General features: G+C 69.1%; 22 protein-coding genes. 12 read left to right on the top strand and 10 right to left on the bottom strand.

Annotation, left to right across the window (positions count from 1 at the left end):
• The 3 genes from VF542_RS19700 to VF542_RS19690 form a co-directional block, all read left to right on the top strand.
• Positions 1-1,628: multifunctional oxoglutarate decarboxylase/oxoglutarate dehydrogenase thiamine pyrophosphate-binding subunit/dihydrolipoyllysine-residue succinyltransferase subunit (locus VF542_RS19700; RefSeq protein ID WP_408653402.1), on the top strand; the 1,628-nt coding region annotated here is incomplete at its 5' end.
• Between the two features lie 9 nt (positions 1,629-1,637).
• A complete protein-coding gene (locus tag VF542_RS19695) occupies positions 1,638-2,642 on the top strand; it encodes a Gfo/Idh/MocA family protein (RefSeq protein WP_408653401.1) in 1,005 nt (334 codons plus the stop codon).
• A gap of 21 nt (positions 2,643-2,663) precedes the next feature.
• Positions 2,664-2,840, top strand: a complete 177-nt coding sequence (locus VF542_RS19690) for a DUF6104 family protein (protein ID WP_408653400.1) — start codon at positions 2,664-2,666, stop codon at positions 2,838-2,840.
• Between the two features lie 10 nt (positions 2,841-2,850).
• Here VF542_RS19690 and VF542_RS19685 read toward each other — a convergent pair whose 3' ends face one another.
• The 3 genes from VF542_RS19685 to VF542_RS19675 form a co-directional block, all read right to left on the bottom strand.
• Positions 2,851-3,435: a YczE/YyaS/YitT family protein gene (locus VF542_RS19685; RefSeq protein ID WP_408653403.1), complete on the bottom strand. Its 585-nt coding sequence runs from the start codon at positions 3,433-3,435 to the stop codon at positions 2,851-2,853.
• 154 nt (positions 3,436-3,589) lie between these two features.
• The gene (locus VF542_RS19680) at positions 3,590-4,765 is read right to left on the bottom strand and encodes an NAD(P)-dependent malic enzyme (protein WP_408653399.1); all 1,176 of its coding nucleotides are present in this window, start codon (positions 4,763-4,765) and stop codon (positions 3,590-3,592) included.
• A 168-nt stretch (positions 4,766-4,933) separates the two neighbouring features.
• Positions 4,934-5,374 carry a S24 family peptidase gene (locus tag VF542_RS19675; protein ID WP_408653398.1) on the bottom strand — a complete coding sequence of 147 codons (441 nt, stop codon included), beginning with the start codon at positions 5,372-5,374 and terminating at the stop codon, positions 4,934-4,936.
• A gap of 100 nt (positions 5,375-5,474) precedes the next feature.
• Between VF542_RS19675 and sodN the strand changes: the two genes are divergently transcribed.
• From sodN to VF542_RS19655, 4 genes are all read left to right on the top strand, one after another.
• The gene (gene sodN / locus VF542_RS19670; protein WP_408653397.1) at positions 5,475-5,873 is read left to right on the top strand and encodes a superoxide dismutase, Ni; all 399 of its coding nucleotides are present in this window, start codon (positions 5,475-5,477) and stop codon (positions 5,871-5,873) included.
• A 325-nt stretch (positions 5,874-6,198) separates the two neighbouring features.
• The gene (locus tag VF542_RS19665) at positions 6,199-6,867 is read left to right on the top strand and encodes a histidine phosphatase family protein (RefSeq protein WP_408653396.1); all 669 of its coding nucleotides are present in this window, start codon (positions 6,199-6,201) and stop codon (positions 6,865-6,867) included.
• A complete protein-coding gene (locus VF542_RS19660; protein WP_408653395.1) occupies positions 6,864-7,271 on the top strand; it encodes an ATP-binding protein in 408 nt (135 codons plus the stop codon). Before VF542_RS19665 ends, VF542_RS19660 begins: the two co-directional genes overlap by 4 nt.
• On the top strand, positions 7,268-8,041 hold the full coding sequence (locus VF542_RS19655; protein WP_408653394.1) for a SigB/SigF/SigG family RNA polymerase sigma factor: 774 nt from the start codon (positions 7,268-7,270) through the stop codon (positions 8,039-8,041). Before VF542_RS19660 ends, VF542_RS19655 begins: the two co-directional genes overlap by 4 nt.
• A 55-nt stretch (positions 8,042-8,096) precedes the next feature.
• Here the strand turns inward: VF542_RS19655 and VF542_RS19650 are convergent, their stop codons facing one another.
• Entirely contained in the window at positions 8,097-8,504 is a 408-nt protein-coding gene (locus VF542_RS19650) for a hypothetical protein (RefSeq protein ID WP_408653393.1), read from the bottom strand.
• A gap of 91 nt (positions 8,505-8,595) precedes the next feature.
• Here VF542_RS19650 and VF542_RS19645 point away from each other — a divergent pair, with 91 nt between their 5' ends.
• Together VF542_RS19645 and VF542_RS19640 are read left to right on the top strand one after the other, a co-directional pair.
• On the top strand, positions 8,596-9,531 hold the full coding sequence (locus VF542_RS19645; RefSeq protein ID WP_408653392.1) for a diacylglycerol/lipid kinase family protein: 936 nt from the start codon (positions 8,596-8,598) through the stop codon (positions 9,529-9,531).
• 418 nt (positions 9,532-9,949) lie between these two features.
• Positions 9,950-10,201 (top strand): WhiB family transcriptional regulator, encoded by a 252-nt coding sequence (locus VF542_RS19640; protein WP_408653391.1) that lies wholly within the window; start codon positions 9,950-9,952, stop codon positions 10,199-10,201.
• Positions 10,202-10,221: 20 nt separating this feature from the next.
• Here the strand turns inward: VF542_RS19640 and VF542_RS19635 are convergent, their stop codons facing one another.
• Positions 10,222-11,721, bottom strand: a complete 1,500-nt coding sequence (locus tag VF542_RS19635) for a sensor histidine kinase (protein WP_408653390.1) — start codon at positions 11,719-11,721, stop codon at positions 10,222-10,224.
• Positions 11,722-11,949: 228 nt separating this feature from the next.
• Here VF542_RS19635 and VF542_RS19630 point away from each other — a divergent pair, with 228 nt between their 5' ends.
• Both VF542_RS19630 and mctP read left to right on the top strand, forming a co-directional pair.
• On the top strand, positions 11,950-12,186 hold the full coding sequence (locus VF542_RS19630; protein ID WP_408653389.1) for a DUF3311 domain-containing protein: 237 nt from the start codon (positions 11,950-11,952) through the stop codon (positions 12,184-12,186).
• Complete coding sequence (mctP, locus tag VF542_RS19625) at positions 12,183-13,907, top strand: monocarboxylate uptake permease MctP (protein ID WP_408653388.1); 1,725 nt, start codon at positions 12,183-12,185, stop codon at positions 13,905-13,907. Before VF542_RS19630 ends, mctP begins: the two co-directional genes overlap by 4 nt.
• A gap of 85 nt (positions 13,908-13,992) precedes the next feature.
• On the opposite strand, the gene rsrA is transcribed toward mctP, so the two are convergent.
• From rsrA to VF542_RS19605, 4 genes are all read right to left on the bottom strand, one after another.
• Positions 13,993-14,277: a mycothiol system anti-sigma-R factor gene (rsrA, locus tag VF542_RS19620; RefSeq protein ID WP_408653387.1), complete on the bottom strand. Its 285-nt coding sequence runs from the start codon at positions 14,275-14,277 to the stop codon at positions 13,993-13,995.
• A complete protein-coding gene (locus VF542_RS19615; RefSeq protein WP_408653386.1) occupies positions 14,274-15,101 on the bottom strand; it encodes a sigma-70 family RNA polymerase sigma factor in 828 nt (275 codons plus the stop codon). Before VF542_RS19615 ends, rsrA begins: the two co-directional genes overlap by 4 nt.
• 25 nt (positions 15,102-15,126) lie before the next feature.
• Positions 15,127-15,648 (bottom strand): hypothetical protein, encoded by a 522-nt coding sequence (locus tag VF542_RS19610; RefSeq protein WP_408653385.1) that lies wholly within the window; start codon positions 15,646-15,648, stop codon positions 15,127-15,129.
• A 138-nt stretch (positions 15,649-15,786) separates the two neighbouring features.
• The gene (locus VF542_RS19605; RefSeq protein WP_408653384.1) at positions 15,787-16,002 is read right to left on the bottom strand and encodes an RNA-binding S4 domain-containing protein; all 216 of its coding nucleotides are present in this window, start codon (positions 16,000-16,002) and stop codon (positions 15,787-15,789) included.
• Positions 16,003-16,105: 103 nt separating this feature from the next.
• Between VF542_RS19605 and ybaK the strand changes: the two genes are divergently transcribed.
• Positions 16,106-16,582 carry a Cys-tRNA(Pro) deacylase gene (gene ybaK, locus VF542_RS19600; protein WP_408653383.1) on the top strand — a complete coding sequence of 159 codons (477 nt, stop codon included), beginning with the start codon at positions 16,106-16,108 and terminating at the stop codon, positions 16,580-16,582.
• On the opposite strand, the gene VF542_RS19595 is transcribed toward ybaK, so the two are convergent.
• Positions 16,572-17,147, bottom strand: a 576-nt coding sequence (locus tag VF542_RS19595) for an AMP-binding enzyme (protein ID WP_408653382.1), incomplete at its 5' end; no start/stop codon positions are given. The genes ybaK and VF542_RS19595 overlap by 11 nt on opposite strands.

The following is a 17,147-nucleotide window of genomic DNA, read 5'->3' as shown; positions in this document are numbered from 1 at the left end:
TCGTGGTCAACAACCAGGTGGGCTTCACCACCTCACCGGCGCAGTCGCGCTCCAGCCTGTACTGCACCGACATCGCGCGGATGATCTCCGCGCCGATCTTCCACGTCAACGGCGATGACCCCGAAGCCTGCGTGCGGGTCGCCAAGCTCGCGGTGGACTACCGGGTGAAGTTCAAGAAGGACGTCATCATCGACATGGTGTGCTACCGCCGCCGCGGGCACAACGAGGCCGACAACCCCTCGTTCACACAGCCGCTGATGTACGACATCATCGACAGCAAGCGCAGCGTCCGCAAGCTCTACACCGAGGCCTTGATCGGCCGTGGTGACATCACCATCACCGACGCCGAAGAGGCGCTGAAGGACTTCCAGTCCCAGCTGGAGAAGGTGTTCCTGGAGACCCGGGACGCTACCGGCAAGCCGCGGCCCGAGCCGGTGATGGAGGAATCGCCCGCCCTGCCGCGCGCATCGACGGCGATCTCGGCCGAGCTGATCAAGACCATCGGTGACCTCTACGCCAACCACCCGGCCGGGTTCAGCATCCATCCCCGGCTCAAGCCGCAGATCGACCGGCGGGTCGCCCAGACCACCGGCGGGGACGTGGACTGGGCGACCGCGGAACTGCTGGCGTTCGGCTCGCTGACCGTCGACGGCCACCCGGTCCGCCTGGCCGGCCAGGACTCCCGGCGCGGCACCTTCACCCAGCGGCACGCGGTGCTGATCGACCGGGTGACCGGCGAGGAGTACACCCCGCTGCGGCACATCCCGGGTGCCAAGGCCCAGTTCCGGGCTTATGACTCGCTGCTGTCGGAGTACGCCGCGATGGGATTCGAGTACGGCTACTCGGTCGCCAACCCCGACGTCCTGGTGGTCTGGGAGGCGCAGTTCGGCGACTTCGCCAACGGCGCGCAGACCATCATCGACGAGTTCATCTCCTCCGGCGAGGCCAAGTGGGGGCAGCGATCCTCGGTGACGCTGCTGCTGCCGCACGGCTACGAGGGCCAGGGGCCCGACCACTCCACCGGCCGGCCGGAGCGGTTCCTGCAGCTGGCGGGCGAGAACAACATGACGGTCGCGATGTGCTCCTCACCGGCCAACTACTTCCACCTGCTGCGCCGGCAGGCGCTGTCGGACATCCGCCGGCCGCTGGTCGCCTTCACCCCGAAGTCGCTGCTGCGGCTCAAGGCCGCGGTCAGCCAGCTGGAGGACTTCACCGACGGCGGTTTCCGGCCGGTGATCGGTGACTCCTCGGTGGCGCCCGAGCAGGTCAGCCGGGTGGTGCTGTGCAGCGGCAAGGTGTACTACGACCTGCTGGCGGCTCGGACCGAGAACGGCCGTTCGGACGTCGCACTGGTACGGCTGGAGCAGCTTTACCCGCTGCCCGGCGACGAGATCGCCGCGGAGCTGGCCAAGTACCCGCAGGCGCAGCTGATCTGGGCGCAGGAGGAGCCGGCCAACCAGGGTGCCTACCCGTTCATCGCACTCAACCTGCCCGAGCGGCTGGCCGCGCACGGTGACACCCGGCAGCTCTACCGCGCCTCGCGCAGGGCCTCGGCATCGCCGGCGGTCGGCTCGGCCAGCGTGCACGAGAAGCAGCAGCGCGAGGTCGTCGCCACCGCGCTCGGCTAGATTGGACGGGTGGCCGAACCGGAAACCGAGGATCCGCCGATCCGCTGGGGCATCCTCGGCGCCGGTGGAATCGCTGCCAAGTTCGCCACCGACCTGATCCGCACCCCGGGCAACACGCTGGCCGCGGTCGGCGCCCGGCAGGCCGACCGGGCCGCCGGCTTCGCGGACAGGTACGGCGCGCCGCGCTCCTACGGCAGCTACCGCGAACTGGTCTCCGATCCCGGCCTGGACGTCGTCTACATCGCCACCACCCACCCCGGTCACCGCGACCAGGCGCTGATGGCCATCGAGGCCGGCAAGGCGGTCCTGATCGAGAAGCCGGTCTGCCTGAACGCAGCCGATGCCCGCGAGGTGTTCGCCGCTGCCGCTGCCGCCGGGGTGTTCGCGATGGAAGCCATGTGGATGCGCACCAATCCACTGATCCGCAAGGCGCAGGAACTGGTCGCCGGCTCAGCGATCGGCGAGCTGGTGTCGGTCCGGGCCGAGATGGGCCTCGGCCGGCCCTTCGATGCCACCCACCGGCTCTACGACCTCGCCAACGGCGGTGGCGCGCTGCTCGACCTGGGCATCTACCCGGTCACCTTCGCCTGGATCTTCCTCGGCCGGCCGCCCTCGGTGTCGGTCACCGGGGCGCTGGCCCCGACCGGCAGCGACGCCACCGTGGCGATGCAGTGGAGCTATCCCGACGGCCGGGACGCCCAGCTGTGGTGCTCGGCGCCGGTCAAGGTGCCCTACCGGGGACTGGTGGTCGGGACCGAGGGTTGGATCCGGGCCGAGGGCCGGTTCCACCGGCCCTCGGCGTTGACCGTGAAGATCGGTGACCTGGAGTCCCGGATAGATGACCCGCTGGGCAGCGAGGTCCACGGCTACGGGCCCGAGATCGGCGAGGTCGCCCGGTGCCTGCGGGCCGGGCTGACCGAGAGCCCGCTGATCCCGGCGGCTGACACCATCGCCATCCTGGAACTGCTCGACGGCGCGCGGGCCGACCTCGGCGTCCGCTACCCGGGCGAGTGAAGGAAGGGACTCCGAAGGCCTATGTACTTCACCGATCGCGGGATCGAGGAACTGGAGTCGCGCCGGGGCGAGGAGGAGGTGAGCCTGGCCTGGCTCGCTGACCGGTTGCGCAGTTTCGTCGACCTCAACCCCGACTTCGAGGTCGCGGTGGACCGGCTGGCGACCTGGCTGGCCAGGGCCGACGACGAGGACGACTGAGGCGAGCCGGTCAGCAGGCCGGGTTCGACGGCGCCACTGCCGCCTCGTCCCGGGCGGTGCCGGTCAGGTTCGAGCTGTCCAGCCCGAAGCGCGCGAAGAGCCGGAGGAACAGCTGCGCCAGCGGTCCGATCGCGACGGCGAACAGCACCGTTCCCACCCCCACCGTGCCGCCCAGCAACCAGCCGGTGACCAGCACGGTCAGCTCGACAGCGGTTCTGCTGAGCCGGATGGAGATGCCGGTCCGGCGCGCGATTCCGGTCATCAGGCCGTCGCGCGGGCCGGGACCGAAACCGGCAGAGATGTACATGCCGGTGGCCACGCCGCACAGCAGCACCGCCCCGGCCAGCAGGGCCGCCCGCGCCACGTTGCCGGACTGCACCGGCAGCACCGCCAGCGTCGCGTTCATCGCCAGGCCGACCACCAGCACGTTGCTCACCGTGCCGAGCCCCGGGCGCTGGCGCAGCGGAATCCACAGCAGCAGGACGAGTGCCCCGACCGCGATGCTGACGGTGCCGATCTGATGGTCCAGCGCCTTGGCAACGCCTTGGTGCAGCACGTCCCACGGGTCCAGGCCCAGCCCGGCTTGCACCTGCATCGCTGCCGACACCCCGTACAGCACCAGGCCGAGGTAGAGCTGCCCGAGCCGGCGGGCCCAGCGCAGCTGGTCTGAGCTTGCCAGCACCGCCAACCCCCGCCGTTCCAGTCCGACTCCGATACCGGCCGGCTCGGCCACAGGCTAACCCAGCTCGTTAGTCCAGCGCTGCGGACACCCCTTCGCGGCGGGCCTGCTCGGCCACCGCCAACCGCACCGCCGGCACCACCCGCTCGTCGAAGGGCGCCGGCACGATGTAGTCCGGGCGCAGCTCGGTGGCCACCACCGAACCGAGCGCGTCGGCCGCGGCCAGCTTCATCCCCTCGGTGATCTGCCGGGCGCCGGCGTCGAAGGCGCCGGCGAACACGCCCGGAAACGCCAGCACGTTGTTGATCTGGTTCGGGTGGTCGCTGCGCCCGGTGGCCACCACCGCCGCGTGCCGGCGCGCGATCTCCGGCTCCACCTCCGGAGTCGGGTTGGCCAGCGCGAAGACGATCGAGTTGCCGGCCATGCTCGCGATCGCGGGCTCGGCGACGGCTCCGGCGCTGACCCCGAGAAAGACGTCGGCACCGGCCAGCGCGGACTCCAGGGTGCCGGTGTGACCGGCGTGATTCGTCAGCTCGGCGAGTTCGCGCTTGATCGGGTTCAGGTCGTTGCGAGCGCTGTGCACGATGCCGCGGGAGTCCGCCAGCGCCAGGTCCCCGATGCCGGCCGCCAGCAGGATCCTGCTGCACGCGATGCCCGCCGCGCCGGCTCCCGACACCACCACCCGAAGATCGGCCAGCTGCCGCCCGGTCAGGGTCGCGGCGTTGCGCAGCGCGGCCAGCACCACGATCGCGGTGCCGTGCTGGTCGTCGTGGAAGACCGGGATCGGCAGCAGCTCCCGCAGCCGGCGCTCGATCTCGAAGCAGCGCGGTGCCGAGATGTCTTCCAGGTTGATGCCGCCGAAGGACGGCGCGATCCGCACGATGGTCTCGACGATCTCATCGGTATCGGTGGTGCCCAGCACGATCGGAATGGCGTTGAGCCCGGCGAACTGCTCGAACAGCGCGCACTTTCCTTCCATCACCGGCAGGGCGGCGGCGGGGCCGATGTCTCCCAGGCCCAGCACCGCGGTGCCGTCGCTGATCACCGCCACCAGCCGGGAGCGCCAGGTGTAGCTGGCCGCCAGCGACTCGTCAGCGGCAATGGCCGCCGAGACCTGCGCCACGCCAGGGGTATAGGCCAGCGACAGCGCCTCCCGGTCGATCAGCGGCAGGGTGCTGGTCACCACCAGCTTGCCGCCCAGGTGAATCTTGAAGAGCGGGCTGGACGGATCGAACGTAGGTACCACGCGACAAGCTCCTAAGCACTCGTACGAAAACAGTGACACAGCGCTGGTGTGCTTCCAGGGTGCGGCACCGCCGCTCCGATGGCTGGCTTATTGCATGCTGCATTGGGCAGGCCGGGCCGCGCTCATCCCGAACCGCGCTCATCCCGGCCGCGCTCATCCCGGCCGCGCTCATCCCGGCCGCTCCTCCAGCGGGCCGAACTCCGGGCCGGACTCCAGCGGGCCGAACTCCGGGCCCAGCTCCGGCGGACTCAGCTCCGGCGGAGCCGTTCCCCACCAGCGACGCGCCACCGACCACGCGTGGCCGCCTGCCGTCGGCCGGCTCCGGTGCCAGACCCGCACCACCGTGGCGAGCACGTCGGCCACCCCGTACTGGCGCGAGTCGCTGCCCTGGCCGGCGTTGTCGCTGGCCAGCAACCAGCCACCATCCTGCTCGGCCACCGCGCGCTTGATCACCAGCAGGTCAGGACGGCGGCGGAACCTTGCCAGCACGATGGCGCCCCGCCGGACCCGGGCCCCGTGCCGCACCAGCAACCAGTCCCCCGGCAGCAAGGTCGGGGTCATCGACCGGCCCTCGACGCGAACCCGCTGCCAGGGGAGAAGAGCCTGCATGCTGGGAGATGCTGCCTGATCCGGCGAGCCCGCGCCGGGGTAGGGTCCAACAAGCGTTCCGCTACTGGAATGCGCTGTAGTCGCGACTGGAGGAGATGTCATGCGCTTGATGCGCCGTTCGATCACCGCTTCCGCTCACTGCGACCTGCCGTGCGGTGTGTACGACCCGGCACAGGCTCGCATCGAGGCAGAATCGGTCAAGGCCATTCAGGAGAAGTACCAGGCCAACGAGGACCCGGTGTTCCGGACCCGGGCGCTGATGATCAAGGAGCAGCGGGCCGATCTGGTCAAGCACCACCTGTGGGTGCTGTGGACCGACTACTTCAAGCCGCCGCACTTCGAGAAGTACCCGCAGCTGCACGAGCTGTTCAACAAGGCCACCAAGCAGGCCGGCGCGGCCGGTGGCAAGAGTTCGGTCGACCCGGCCGAGGGCCAGAAGCTGCTGGACATGATCGCCGAGATCGACACCATCTTCTGGGAGACGAAGAAGGCCGCCTGACGCAGGCCGGCAGGCGCGCCGCGTCCGCGGGCCGACTGGGCCGCGGACCGGAACGGCGCCACGAGCGGGTGCTACCTCTGAGGAGGCAGCACCCGCTTTCATGTTCGCCGGCTCGCGCTCTCCCAGCTGTCACCGGCGGGTGGCTCCCGCTGTTCACCGGCGGGTGGCTCCCGCTGTTCGCCGGCGGGTGGTACCCCCGCTGTTCGCCAGCGGGTCATAGTGGGGCCCGTTGTTTCCAAGTCCCGCCTCGCCGCCGGTCTATGGTGGAAACGTGCCTCGGACACTCGGAGATGAACACGCAAGCACGGGCGCGGACCGCAGGCCGGTGGAGGGTGAGTCGGCCTCGGTCATCCGGCGCTGGCCGGTGCCCAACACCAAGCCTGCCCTGGTGCTGATCCGGCACGGCGAGACCGAGTGGAGCCGCAGCGGCCAGCACACCGGCAGGTCCGACATCGCGCTGACCGAGTTCGGTGAGCAGCAGGCCCGCGCCGCCGGCCCGCTGATCCGGGGCGTGCTCGGTGCGACGGAACCCGCGCTGGTGCTCAGCTCACCGCGGCAACGAGCCTGGCGAACCGCCGAACTCGCCGGGTTCCCGGCTGAGGAGACGGTCGAGGACGCCGCCGAATGGGATTACGGCGACCTGGAGGGCCTGACCTCACCCGAGATCCGCAAGCAGTGGCCGGACTGGTCGGTCTGGTCGGGTCCCATTCCCGGCGGCGAGGACGCAGCCGCCGTCAGCGCGCGGTTCGATCGGCTGCTCACCACGACCACGGCCCGGTTGGAGGCGGCCGGCCGGTCCGGACCGGTCCTGGTGTTCTCACACGGCCACGCGATCCGGTGCCTGGCCGCCCGCTGGCTCGGCGACCCGGTGACCTGGGGCCGGCACTTCTGGCTCGGCACGGGCGCCGTCTGCAGCCTGGGTTACGAGCACGGCTACCCGGTCGTGCTGCACTGGAACGTCGACACCGCTGTCAGCGCGGGCGGCGGCGCGTGACCACCGAACGCCGGAGGAACGCCACCGATACCGTCGAGCTGACAGTGCCGGCGGATCCGGCCTACCTCTCGGTGCTGCGCACCGTGGTCGCCTCGCTGGCGGCGCAGCGGGACTTCACCCTGGACGAGATCGATGATCTGCGGATCGCGGTGGACGAGGCCGGCGCACTGCTGCTTCCCCATGCCGGGCCGGGTTCGAAACTGTCCGCGGTCTTCGGCGGCTCGGCCACCAGCCTGCGGGTCGAGGTGGCCGTAACCGTCCAGCAGGGTGGAGCCGGCCACCAGGACCGATCGAGTTTCGCCTGGCTGGTATTGACCGCTCTCACCGATTCGGTCGTGCTCGATGAGTCCGGCCAACGGCTGTCGCTCGTCCTGACCAAGACTCGCGGCGCCCGGGACCAATGACGGAACGAAGCCGACCGGACCGCGATCGCACCCATCAACTGTTTGCCGAACTGGGCACATTGCAGCCGGGGAGTTCGCGACGCCAGCAGGTCCGCAACGCGCTGGTGGAGATTCACCTGCCGCTGGTGCGCTATCTGGCACACCGGTTCACCGGTCGCGGTGAGCCCACCGACGACCTGCTGCAGATCGGCACCATCGGCCTGCTGCAGTCGATCGACCGCTTCGAGCAGGAGCGGGGCCTGGAGTTCTCGACCTTCGCCACGCCGAACATCGTCGGTGAGATCAAGCGCCATTTCCGCGACCGCGGGCCGATGGTGCGCGTGCCACGCCGGTTGCAGGAATTGCAGTCCGAGGTCACCGTCGGCATCAGCGAGCTGACCCAGCGATTCGGTCGCGCACCGACGGTCGCCGAACTGGCCGGGCATCTCAAGTTGAGCCCGGAACAGGTCATCGAGGCGACCGATTCGGCTCGGGCCTACTCGGCAGTGCCGATCGATGTGCCCAGCGTCGCCACCGGCCGGACCATCGCCGAGAGCCTGGTCGAGTCAGACACCGCCATGGAGCATGTGGAACTGCGGCATGCGCTGCGCCCGGTGCTGGCCCGGCTGAACGAGCGGGAACGGCAGGCGCTGCTGTTGCGGTTCGTGGAGAACAAGACCCAGAGCGAGATCGCCCAGGTACTGGGGGTCTCGCAGGTGCACGTCTCACGGCTGCTGGCCAAGACCCTGGCCGAACTCCGCGAGCTACTGCCCGACGTGCACCACCGTTAGCGCGCCGGGCGAGGCGGCGAGGCGGCGAGGCGGCGAGGCGGCGAGGCGGCCGATGCTACCGAAAGCGGTCCAGCGCCTGCCGCGAGGACGGCATCATCAGCAGCGCCAGCACCGCGATCGCCGCGATCAGGATCGGCACCCCGACCAGCGCCCGGCCGGCCTGGATCCCCACCGAGTAGCCGACCGGAATCGCCAGCAACTGCATCAGGATGACGGGCGACCGGGCGCTGGGCCGCAGTTCCACCAGTCCCCGGGCGCACAGTGCCAGGACCGCCGCGCCGAGCAGGGCGAAGCCGACGATCGCCACCGCCGCCCAGAGCCGGGTGGTGGTGTGCACGAAGGCCAGCGCCAGCAGCACCAGTGCGGTGACGGCCAACGCGGCCGCTTCGAGCAGCACGATGGCGCTCGCCGCCCGGACGCCGGAAGGCGGGCCGGCGGCCGGTTCGACTGCGCTGTCAGGCATCCGAGCAGCGTATGCGAGTGCCCGGCGGCCGGCTCGTGGCGGGCACCCGCGCCTGAATCTCGCCACCCCGACCGAGCGGTACAGTCAGGCCGTGCGAGTCCTGGTCGTGTCGAACCCACGTGCCACCGCCACCACGGTGCGCCAGCGAGATGTCCTGGTGCACGCCCTGTCCGCCGATGCCAAGCTCGAGGTCGAGGAGACGGCGAACCGGGGTCATGCCGCCGCGCTGGCCTGCCGGGCGATGCGCGACGGTGTCGACGTCGTGGTGGCCCTCGGCGGGGACGGCACGGTGAACGAGGTGGTCAACGGCCTGCTGACCGACGGCGTGCATCCCGGCGTTCCACGGCTGGGCATCGTGCCGGGCGGCTCGACCAACGTGGTGGCCCGTGCGCTCGGCCTGCCCAATGACCCGGTCGAGGCCACCTCGGTGCTGATCGACGCGATGAACACCGACCGGCACCGGCACATCGGCCTGGGGCAGGCCGACGACCGGTGGTTCGTCTTCGCCGCCGGCCTCGGCTACGACGCCGCGGTGGTGGCAGCCGTCGAGGCGCATCGCCGCCGGGGCCGCACCTCCACGCACTCGCTGTACGTGCGCACCGCGGTGCGCACCTACTTCCAACAGGACCGGCGCAGTCCTGCCATCACACTCGAGTTTCCGGACGGCCGCACCGTGCCCGACCTGTACTTCGCGCTGGTGACCAACTGCGACCCGTGGACGTTCCTGGGCGAGCGGCCGGTCTCGCCCACGCCGCGAGCCTCGTTCGACACCGGCCTGGATGTCTACGCCCGGACCCGGATGGGTGCGACCGGCATCGTGTTCGCCGCCGCCCGGATGATTGCCGGCTCACGGCGCCGAGCGGGCGGCCGCAGCAAGGGCTTCGGATCCCGGCTGGAACACGATTTGACCGAGTTCGTTCTGCATGCCGAGCGACCGCTGCCGTTCCAGGTGGACGGCGATGCGCTGGAGGAGCGCCAGCAGGTGCGCTTTCGTAGTGTGTCGGCAGCCCTCGACGTCTATGTCTGATCGGTGCCGGCGCGCCCGACAGGCACATAACGCTTTCCACACAAGGGTTGTCCGCATACCCCTGTCTGCAATAAGACCCTTGACGGCGATGCCACGGCAGTTGATGATCATCTGGACAAATCAACGTGCGGCGCCTGTGTTCGGGCTGTGCGATTGACAGACAGATGCAGTAACTAAGTGTTTTGGACTTGCCCCGATGCTCAAGGTGGGCAAGGCTTGTAGGTAGACCGGACGTGACCGACCCAGGAACTCGTCGTCCGCTGAACCACAGATCGTGTGAACCGAACCACGTGACAGACGTGTCATGTGCCGGTTGCTTGAACTACTCGGCAGCTCGTGAAAGAATTCACAAGCACCTGCCTGCCAGGTTCAAGTTCGCCTGTCAGCAGTTTCCAAGCCATGTGAGGAGAACGACCTAATGGACTGGCGTCACCGCGCGGTATGCCGCGACGAGGACCCGGAACTGTTCTTTCCGATCGGTAATACCGGTCCGGCATTGATGCAGATCGAAGAAGCGAAGGCCGTGTGCCGTCGCTGTCCCGTCATGTCAGAGTGCCTGTCGTGGGCTTTAGAGAGCGGCCAGGACGCCGGAGTGTGGGGCGGCCTGAGCGAGGACGAACGTCGCGCCCTCAAGCGCCGCAATGCCCGCGCCCGGGCCCGAATGTCGTAGCCGCCGATCTCCCTGTGCGCTCAGCCGCCCGACTCCCGTTCCCGGCGGGTGAGCGGAATGCGCAGGGTTACGGCAGTGCCAGGCTGTTCTGGGCCGCGACCGCTGAGATCCAGGGTCGCATCCAGTTCCGCCTCCACCAACGTCCGGACGATCTGGAGCCCCAACCGGTCACTGTTGTCGAGTGAGAACCGCTCAGGCAGGCCGGCGCCGTCGTCGAGGATCTGAACGCTCAACACGCCGCGAACGCGGTCCCCGATCACCTGCACCGTTCCGAAGCGGGTGCCGGGAAAACCGTGTTCGACGGCGTTGCCCACCAGCTCTGTGAGCACCATCACTAGTGGTGTGGCCAACTCCGCCGGTAGCCGGCCGAAGCTGCCGACCCGCTCGACCAGCACCCGGGCACCGGAGCCGGTCACCTCCCCGAGCATCGACAGCAGCCGGTCCACGACCTCGTCGAAGGCGACCTCCTCGTCGATGGCCGAGGACAGCGTCTCGTGCACCAGCGCGATGGAGGACACCCGGCGCATGGACTCCTCCAGCGCGGTCCGGGCCTCGGGGTTGGCAACCCGGCGTGACTGCAGCCGCAGCAGCGCCGCCACTGTCTGCAGGTTGTTCTTCACCCGGTGGTGGATCTCTCGGATGGTCGCGTCCTTGCTCAGGATCTGCCGGTCCCGGCGGCGAAGCTCGGTGACGTCCTGGAGCAGCACCAGCGCACCGAGGGATTCCCCGCGGGGGTGCAGCGGGATCGCGCGGAACTGCACGATCGCGCCGTCGCCGTCGAGTTCCCGGCTCAGTGGATGCACCCCGCCCAGTGCCTCGGCGGTCATCTCGTTCAGGTCAGCGGCCTTGAACGGGTCGCGGGCCAGTTCGGTGACCACGTGGCCGAACGGTGCGCCCAGCAGGTTGCCGGTGAAGCCGAGCCGCCGGAACGCCGACGAGCCGTTGGGGCTGGCATAGAGCACCTGGCCCTCGGCGTCCAGGCGCACCATGCCGTCGCCGACCCGCGGCCCGGCACCCTCCTCGCGCTCGTTCGGTGGGCCGGGGAACTTGCCGGTGGCCACCATCGAGGCCAGGTCCGCGGCGCTCTGCAGGTAGGCCAGCTCCAGCTGGCTGGGACTGCGCAGGCTGGTCAGGTTGCCGTCGCGGCCCAGCACGGCCACCGGCCGGTCACCGAACAGGATCGGGATCGCCTCTCGCCGGATCGGGGTTTCGCCTTCCCAGTCCGGGTCGGACTCGCGGAAGATCCGCGCTTCGGCCAGCGCGATCCGCAGCGCCGCGGCCCGGCTGCCGGACAGCCGCTCACCGACCCGGTCCTGCAGGTAGGCGGTGGCTCCGGTGGTGGGACGGCACTGGGCCGCGCACAGGAACTCCCCCTCAGTAGCGGTCGGGACCCACAGCAGCAGGTCGGCGAAGGACAGGTCCGACAGCAGCTGCCATTCGGCGACCAACTGCTGCAGGTGGGCGGTCTGGTGCTGGTCCAGCTGGGTCTGGCTGGCGAGCAGGTCCGACAGTGCTGACATGGTGTGCTGAGGGTGCCACAGTCCCGCGGCCGGAGATTCAAGGACCCGCCTCGGCGAGGCTGGCGATTGATGGCTGGCGCGAATGGGAGCCTGGCGCTATAACGAGTTGAGCGCCGAGCAGGCCTGCCCTGCACCGAGGTACGCCTGCCCTGCACCGAGGTTCGATCCTGCACTACGGTTCGCCTGTCCCGCACTACGGTTCGACGGTCCGCACACTTGGAGGTCGTCTTGTCTCAGCCGTCCAGGCACCGCCTGTCCCCGGGCATCGCGGCAGCCGCCGGCATCCTGCTGGCCATCCCGCTCGCCGCCCTGCTCTGGGTGCCGATCTATGCCCGCAAGGATCCCGAGCTCTGGGGTATTCCCTTCTTCTATTGGTACCAGATGCTCTGGGTGATCCTGTGTGGGTTCTGCACCGGTGGCGCCTACCAGCTCGTCCAGCGCGACCGTAGCCGAGGCACTCGATGAGCACCGCCCTGACAACCGCCGCCACCGCCGCCACCGCCGCGAACACCGGCACCGTGGACCTGGCCGCCGGCACCAAGGTGGACGGCGTGGCTCTGGCCGTCCTGCTGTTCTTCTTCGTCGTGGTGACGATCGGCGGGTTCTGGGCAGCCAACTGGCGCAAGGCCGACAGCCCGCACAGCCTGGACGAGTGGGGCCTGGGCGGGCGCAGCTTCGGCACGGTGATCACCTGGTTCCTGCTCGGCGGTGACCTCTACACCGCCTACACCTTCATCGCGGTACCGGCCGCGATGTTCGCCACCGGGGCGGTCACCGGGTTCTTCGCCGTCGCCTACACCATCCTGATCTATCCGATCGTCTTCATCTTCATGCCGCGCATGTGGTCGGTCGCGCACAGCAAGGGTTACGTCACCGCGGCCGACTTCGTCCGGGGCCGGTTCGACTCCCGTGCCCTGGCCCTGGCCGTCGCCGTCACCGGCATCATCGCCACGATGCCCTACATCGCGCTGCAGCTGGTGGGCATCCAGGCAGTCATCGACACGATCGGCCTGGGCGGCCGGGGCAATGCCTTCGTCCGCGACCTGCCGCTGCTGATCGCGTTCGCGGTGCTGGCGGCCTACACCTACTCCTCCGGCCTGCGGGCGCCGGCCATCATCGCCTTCGTCAAGGACAGCCTGATCTATCTGGTGATCGCGGTCGCGGTCGTCTACGTCGGGGTGCACATCGGCTTCCACCACCTGTTCGAGGCGGCCGAAACCAAGATGAAGACCAAGAACCCCAAGACCGGTGCTGCCACCGGGGTCTTCGTGCCAGCCAGCAACAACTACTGGGCCTATGCGACGCTGGCCCTCGGCTCAGCGCTGGCGCTGTTCATGTACCCGCACTCGATGACCGCCGTGCTGTCGGGCAAGTCGCGCAACGTGATCCGGCGCAACACCACGATCCTGCCGGCTTATTCGCTGCTGCTGGCGATGCTGGCGCTGCTCGGTTACGCGGCGATCGCGGAGAAGACCTCGGTGATCGGCAGCGACGGCAAGCCGAACCCGCAGCTGGCGGTGCCGCACTTCTTCCGCGACGAGTTCCCGAGCTGGTTCGCCGGCGTCGCGTACTCGGCCATCGCGATCGGTGCGCTGGTGCCCGCGGCGATCATGTCCATCGCCGCGGCCAACATGTTCACCCGCAACGTCTACAAGGAGTTCCTGGTCCGCGACGCCACTCCCAAGCAGGAGGCGCAGGCCGCCAAGATCACCTCGCTGGTGGTCAAGTTCGGCGCGCTGGCCTTCGTGCTGGCGCTGGACAAGCAGAACGCCATCAACCTGCAGCTGCTCGGCGGCGTCTGGATCCTGCAGACCCTGCTGGCGATCGTGGTGGGCCTCTACACCCGGTGGCTGCACCGCTGGGCGTTGCTGGCCGGCTGGGCAGTCGGCATCATCTACGGAACCACCGCGGCCTACCATCAGAAGTCGGCGGCCACCCAGCACTTCGGCGGTTCGCTGGCGACCTTCCCCTACACCCACACCAAGGTCTACATCGCGTTCTCGGCGCTGGTTCTCAACATCGTGGTCGCCGTGGTGCTCACCCTCGTGCTGCGGGCGATCAAGGCGCCCGAGGGCGTCGATGCGACGACCTACGAGGACTACTACGCGGAGAAGGCCGGGCCGGAGGTCACCGCGCTGCCCGGTTCCGACGGTGGCCTGCCGGTGCCCGGCGGCGTCCGGGGCTGACCCGGCTGGTAGCCGGCGACGTCGAAAACACGAACGCCTGACTTCCGGGAGCTCCCGGGAGTCAGGCGTTCGACGTCATGAGAAATTACTCGGCGCGGTACTCCAGGTGGCTGGCGTCGATGGCCGCCTGCTGCAGCCGGATCCGGATCCGGGACTTCAGACCGCTCGGCGCGACATCGCCCCCGCAACTGCGGGCCACCAGCACCTTCACATCCTGCTCGAGCCCGAACTGGCGCAGGCATGGCGCGCAGCCGTCGAGATGAGTGCGAATCCGCTGGCGGACGACCCCGTCGGTCTCGTCGTCGAGGTAGAGATAGACGTCGGCGAGGACCTCCTCACAGTCCATGCCGCCGGGCCCGAAGCCGGTCATGAGTGTTCTCCTTCGGCGCTCTGAGCCGTCGAGGTGGCTGCCTTGACGAGCCCACGGTCGCGCGCGTAATCGGCCAGCAGCACTTGAAGCTGTTTGCGGCCCCGGTGCAAGCGGGACATCACGGTGCCGATCGGCGTGTCCATGATCTCTGCGATCTCCTTGTAGGCGAAACCCTCGACGTCGGCGAGGTACACCGCGAGCCGGAACTCCTCCGGCAGGGACTGCAAGGCGTCCTTGACGTCGGAGTCGGGTAGGTGGTCCAGGGCTTCCATCTCCGCCGAACGGAGCCCGTTGGAAGTGTGCGATTCGGCCGCGTGCAGCTGCCAGTCCTCGATCGTGTCGGAATTGGACTGCTGCGGCTGCCGCTGCTTCTTGCGATAGCTGTTGATGAAGGAGTTGGTCAAAATCCGGTACAGCCACGCCTTGAGGTTGGTGCCCTCATGGAACTGGTGGAAGGCCGCGAACGCCTTCACGAACGTCTCCTGAACCAGGTCCTCGGCATCGGCCGGATTGCGGGTCATCCGCATCGCGGCGGCATACAGCTGGTCGAGGAACGGAAGGGCGTCACGCTCGAACCGAGCTCGACGCTCCTCGACGGTCTCCTCGGCCACCACAATTCCCTTCGCCTGAGCTGCCGGGCCCACGCTCGGGTCCGACACCTGTGAGCTTACGGGTGTGGCAAGGCCTGTGAGGTGCTTGGTCGCAGATGCCACGCCCGGCGCGGACAGGCGATCGAGTACGAGCATTGCTTGCTCCTTGCCGGGCGTTCGAGGCCGGTGATAACTCCGGCGTTCGAAGATCTGCAACGCACCGCTGTCGGCCATCCATTCCCGGCGGTGCCCGATCGGCTCAGATCAGCTGCCGGTCGCCACGTGGTAAGTCTGGTTCATCCACATTGTCCCGATCACCGTCGTCACCGCCGGAGCATTGCGGGCACCACGGCTGCAGCTTGCGGTGGCTGGAGTGCGCGAGGATCAGGTAGATCATCGTGGACTGCACCAGCGCCCACCCGATCCGGCCCACCGGCCCGGTCAGGAAGTTCGATCCCACCAGGACGATCAGGTAGGGAATCATCACCCGCGGATTGCTGCCGGCGTGGGCCAGCCGGAACCGGCGGCCGAACCGGGCCGCGGTCTCAGCGGCGTTGAGCGGCATCGAGGCGGCGCAACTCTCGCACAGCCGCCGGTCGTGCTGGCGCATGAACAACCAGGTGACGATCACGAACACCAGCAGCGCCACCGAGGTGAGCATCGTCAATGGCGTCGGCGTTATCGGGCGCACTCCCAGGGCGATAGCGCCCAGGATGGCGACGCTGATCAGCTGAGGAGCTCGATGTCCCCAGGCCCGTGCAAGGCCGCCGGAATACGGCACGCCGATACTGTGAGTCAACTCATGTGTCCGATCCCCCGTGGCCAGCCCGACCGCAGGCCCGCCCTTTTAGAAAGGCAAATCGCCTTTCTTTACATAGAGATCATCGACTATCCGGCATCTTGGGGCAACAGCCAACTCTCAGTGTACGACCAGTTGCTCACCGCGCACAGTCACCACGTCACCGGGCACCAGCTGGCGGCCGCGCCGGGTCTCGACCTCGCCGTTGACCTCGACGCTGCCGGCACCTAACAGCAGCTTGACGTCCGAGCCCAGCTCGACCGCGTCGGCCAGCTTCAGGAACTGGCCCAGCCGGATCGGCTCGCCGGAGCCCCTGGACCTGTGCACCTCGCGCATGCCCTCCATTCTGGCCCAGCCCGTTGCGGGCCGGCTCATGGCGGGCCAGCCCGTTGCGGGCCGGCTCATCGTGGTGCGGCGCGGCTGGCAGGATGTTCCAGTCATGAGTGGTGGAACGCCGGCAACGGTCGCGCTGGATCGCGCCCACGTCAGCTACACCCTGCACGCCTACGCCCACGACAGCCGGGCCGGTTCCTACGGCGAGGAGGCCGCGGCCCTGCTCGGCGTCGACCCGCACCGGATCTTCAAGACCCTGATCGCGACGGTCGACGGCCGGCTGGTCTGCGCGGTGGTTCCGGTGGCCAGCCGGCTGAACCTCAAGGCGCTGGCCAGCGCGGCCGGTGGCCGGCGGGCCGAGCTGGCCGATCCGGCCAAGGCGCAGCGGGCGACCGGCTACGTCCTCGGCGGGATCAGCCCGCTCGGTCACAAGAGCGCGATACCGGTGCTGGTGGATTCCTCGGCCACCGGCTTGGAGACGGTGTTCGTCTCGGCGGGCAAGCGGGGCCTGCAGGTGGAACTCGCCCCGGCCGACCTGCTCCGGCTCACCGGCGCGGACACCGCGCCGATCGCTACCGCGTGAAGTCCTCCTCGCGGTACTCCCCCGCCGCCCGCTGCTGGCCCCGGCCGTTCTCGGCCTCTCGCAGGTCGACGCGGCGGATCTTGCCGCTGATCGTCTTGGGCAGTTCGGCGAACTCCAACCGGCGGATCCGCTTGTACGGCGCCAGGTGCTCCCGGCAGAACCCCAGGATCTCTGCCGCCAACTCCGGCGAGGGCGCATAGCCCCCGGCCAGCACGACGTAGGCCTTGGGCACCGACAGCCGGATCTCATCGGGCGAAGGCACCACCGCGGCCTCGGCGACCGCCGGGTGCTCGATCAGGACGCTCTCCAGCTCGAACGGGCTGATCCGGTAGTCCGACGCCTTGAACACGTCGTCGGTGCGCCCGACATACGTGATGTAGCCGTCGGCGTCCCGGGAGCCGATGTCGCCGGTGTGGTAGTAACCGCCCGCCATCCGCTCCGCGGTCAGCTCCTCGTCGCCGTGGTAGCCGACCATCAGGCCCAGCGGCCGCGGGTCCAGCAGCACGCAGATCTCGCCCTCGTCGCCGTGCTTCTGCGTCTGCGGGTCGATCAGCGCGATGTGGTA

It is taken from the genome of Jatrophihabitans sp., assembly GCF_036389215.1.
Classification (GTDB): Bacteria; Actinomycetota; Actinomycetes; order Mycobacteriales; family Jatrophihabitantaceae; genus Jatrophihabitans_A.
This window is presented reverse-complemented; position numbering and strand designations above follow the sequence as displayed.

Bases quoted from the DNA above. Each gene is read 5' to 3' on its own strand.
- VF542_RS19690 (WP_408653400.1), top strand. From the start codon at position 2,664: ATGTACTTCACCGATCGCGGGATCGAGGAACTGGAGTCGCGCCGGGGC.
- VF542_RS19640 (WP_408653391.1), top strand. From the start codon at position 9,950: ATGGACTGGCGTCACCGCGCGGTATGCCGCGACGAGGACCCGGAACTG.
- mctP (WP_408653388.1), top strand. From the start codon at position 12,183: ATGAGCACCGCCCTGACAACCGCCGCCACCGCCGCCACCGCCGCGAAC.
- VF542_RS19685 (WP_408653403.1), bottom strand. From the start codon at position 3,435: ATGCAGGTGCAAGCCGGGCTGGGCCTGGACCCGTGGGACGTGCTGCAC.
- ybaK (WP_408653383.1), top strand. From the start codon at position 16,106: ATGAGTGGTGGAACGCCGGCAACGGTCGCGCTGGATCGCGCCCACGTC.
- VF542_RS19650 (WP_408653393.1), bottom strand. From the start codon at position 8,504: ATGCCTGACAGCGCAGTCGAACCGGCCGCCGGCCCGCCTTCCGGCGTC.
- VF542_RS19675 (WP_408653398.1), bottom strand. From the start codon at position 5,374: ATGCAGGCTCTTCTCCCCTGGCAGCGGGTTCGCGTCGAGGGCCGGTCG.
- sodN (WP_408653397.1), top strand. From the start codon at position 5,475: ATGCGCTTGATGCGCCGTTCGATCACCGCTTCCGCTCACTGCGACCTG.
- VF542_RS19635 (WP_408653390.1), bottom strand. From the start codon at position 11,721: ATGTCAGCACTGTCGGACCTGCTCGCCAGCCAGACCCAGCTGGACCAG.
- VF542_RS19615 (WP_408653386.1), bottom strand. From the start codon at position 15,101: ATGGCCGACAGCGGTGCGTTGCAGATCTTCGAACGCCGGAGTTATCAC.
- VF542_RS19605 (WP_408653384.1), bottom strand. From the start codon at position 16,002: ATGCGCGAGGTGCACAGGTCCAGGGGCTCCGGCGAGCCGATCCGGCTG.
- VF542_RS19655 (WP_408653394.1), top strand. From the start codon at position 7,268: ATGACGGAACGAAGCCGACCGGACCGCGATCGCACCCATCAACTGTTT.
- rsrA (WP_408653387.1), bottom strand. From the start codon at position 14,277: ATGACCGGCTTCGGGCCCGGCGGCATGGACTGTGAGGAGGTCCTCGCC.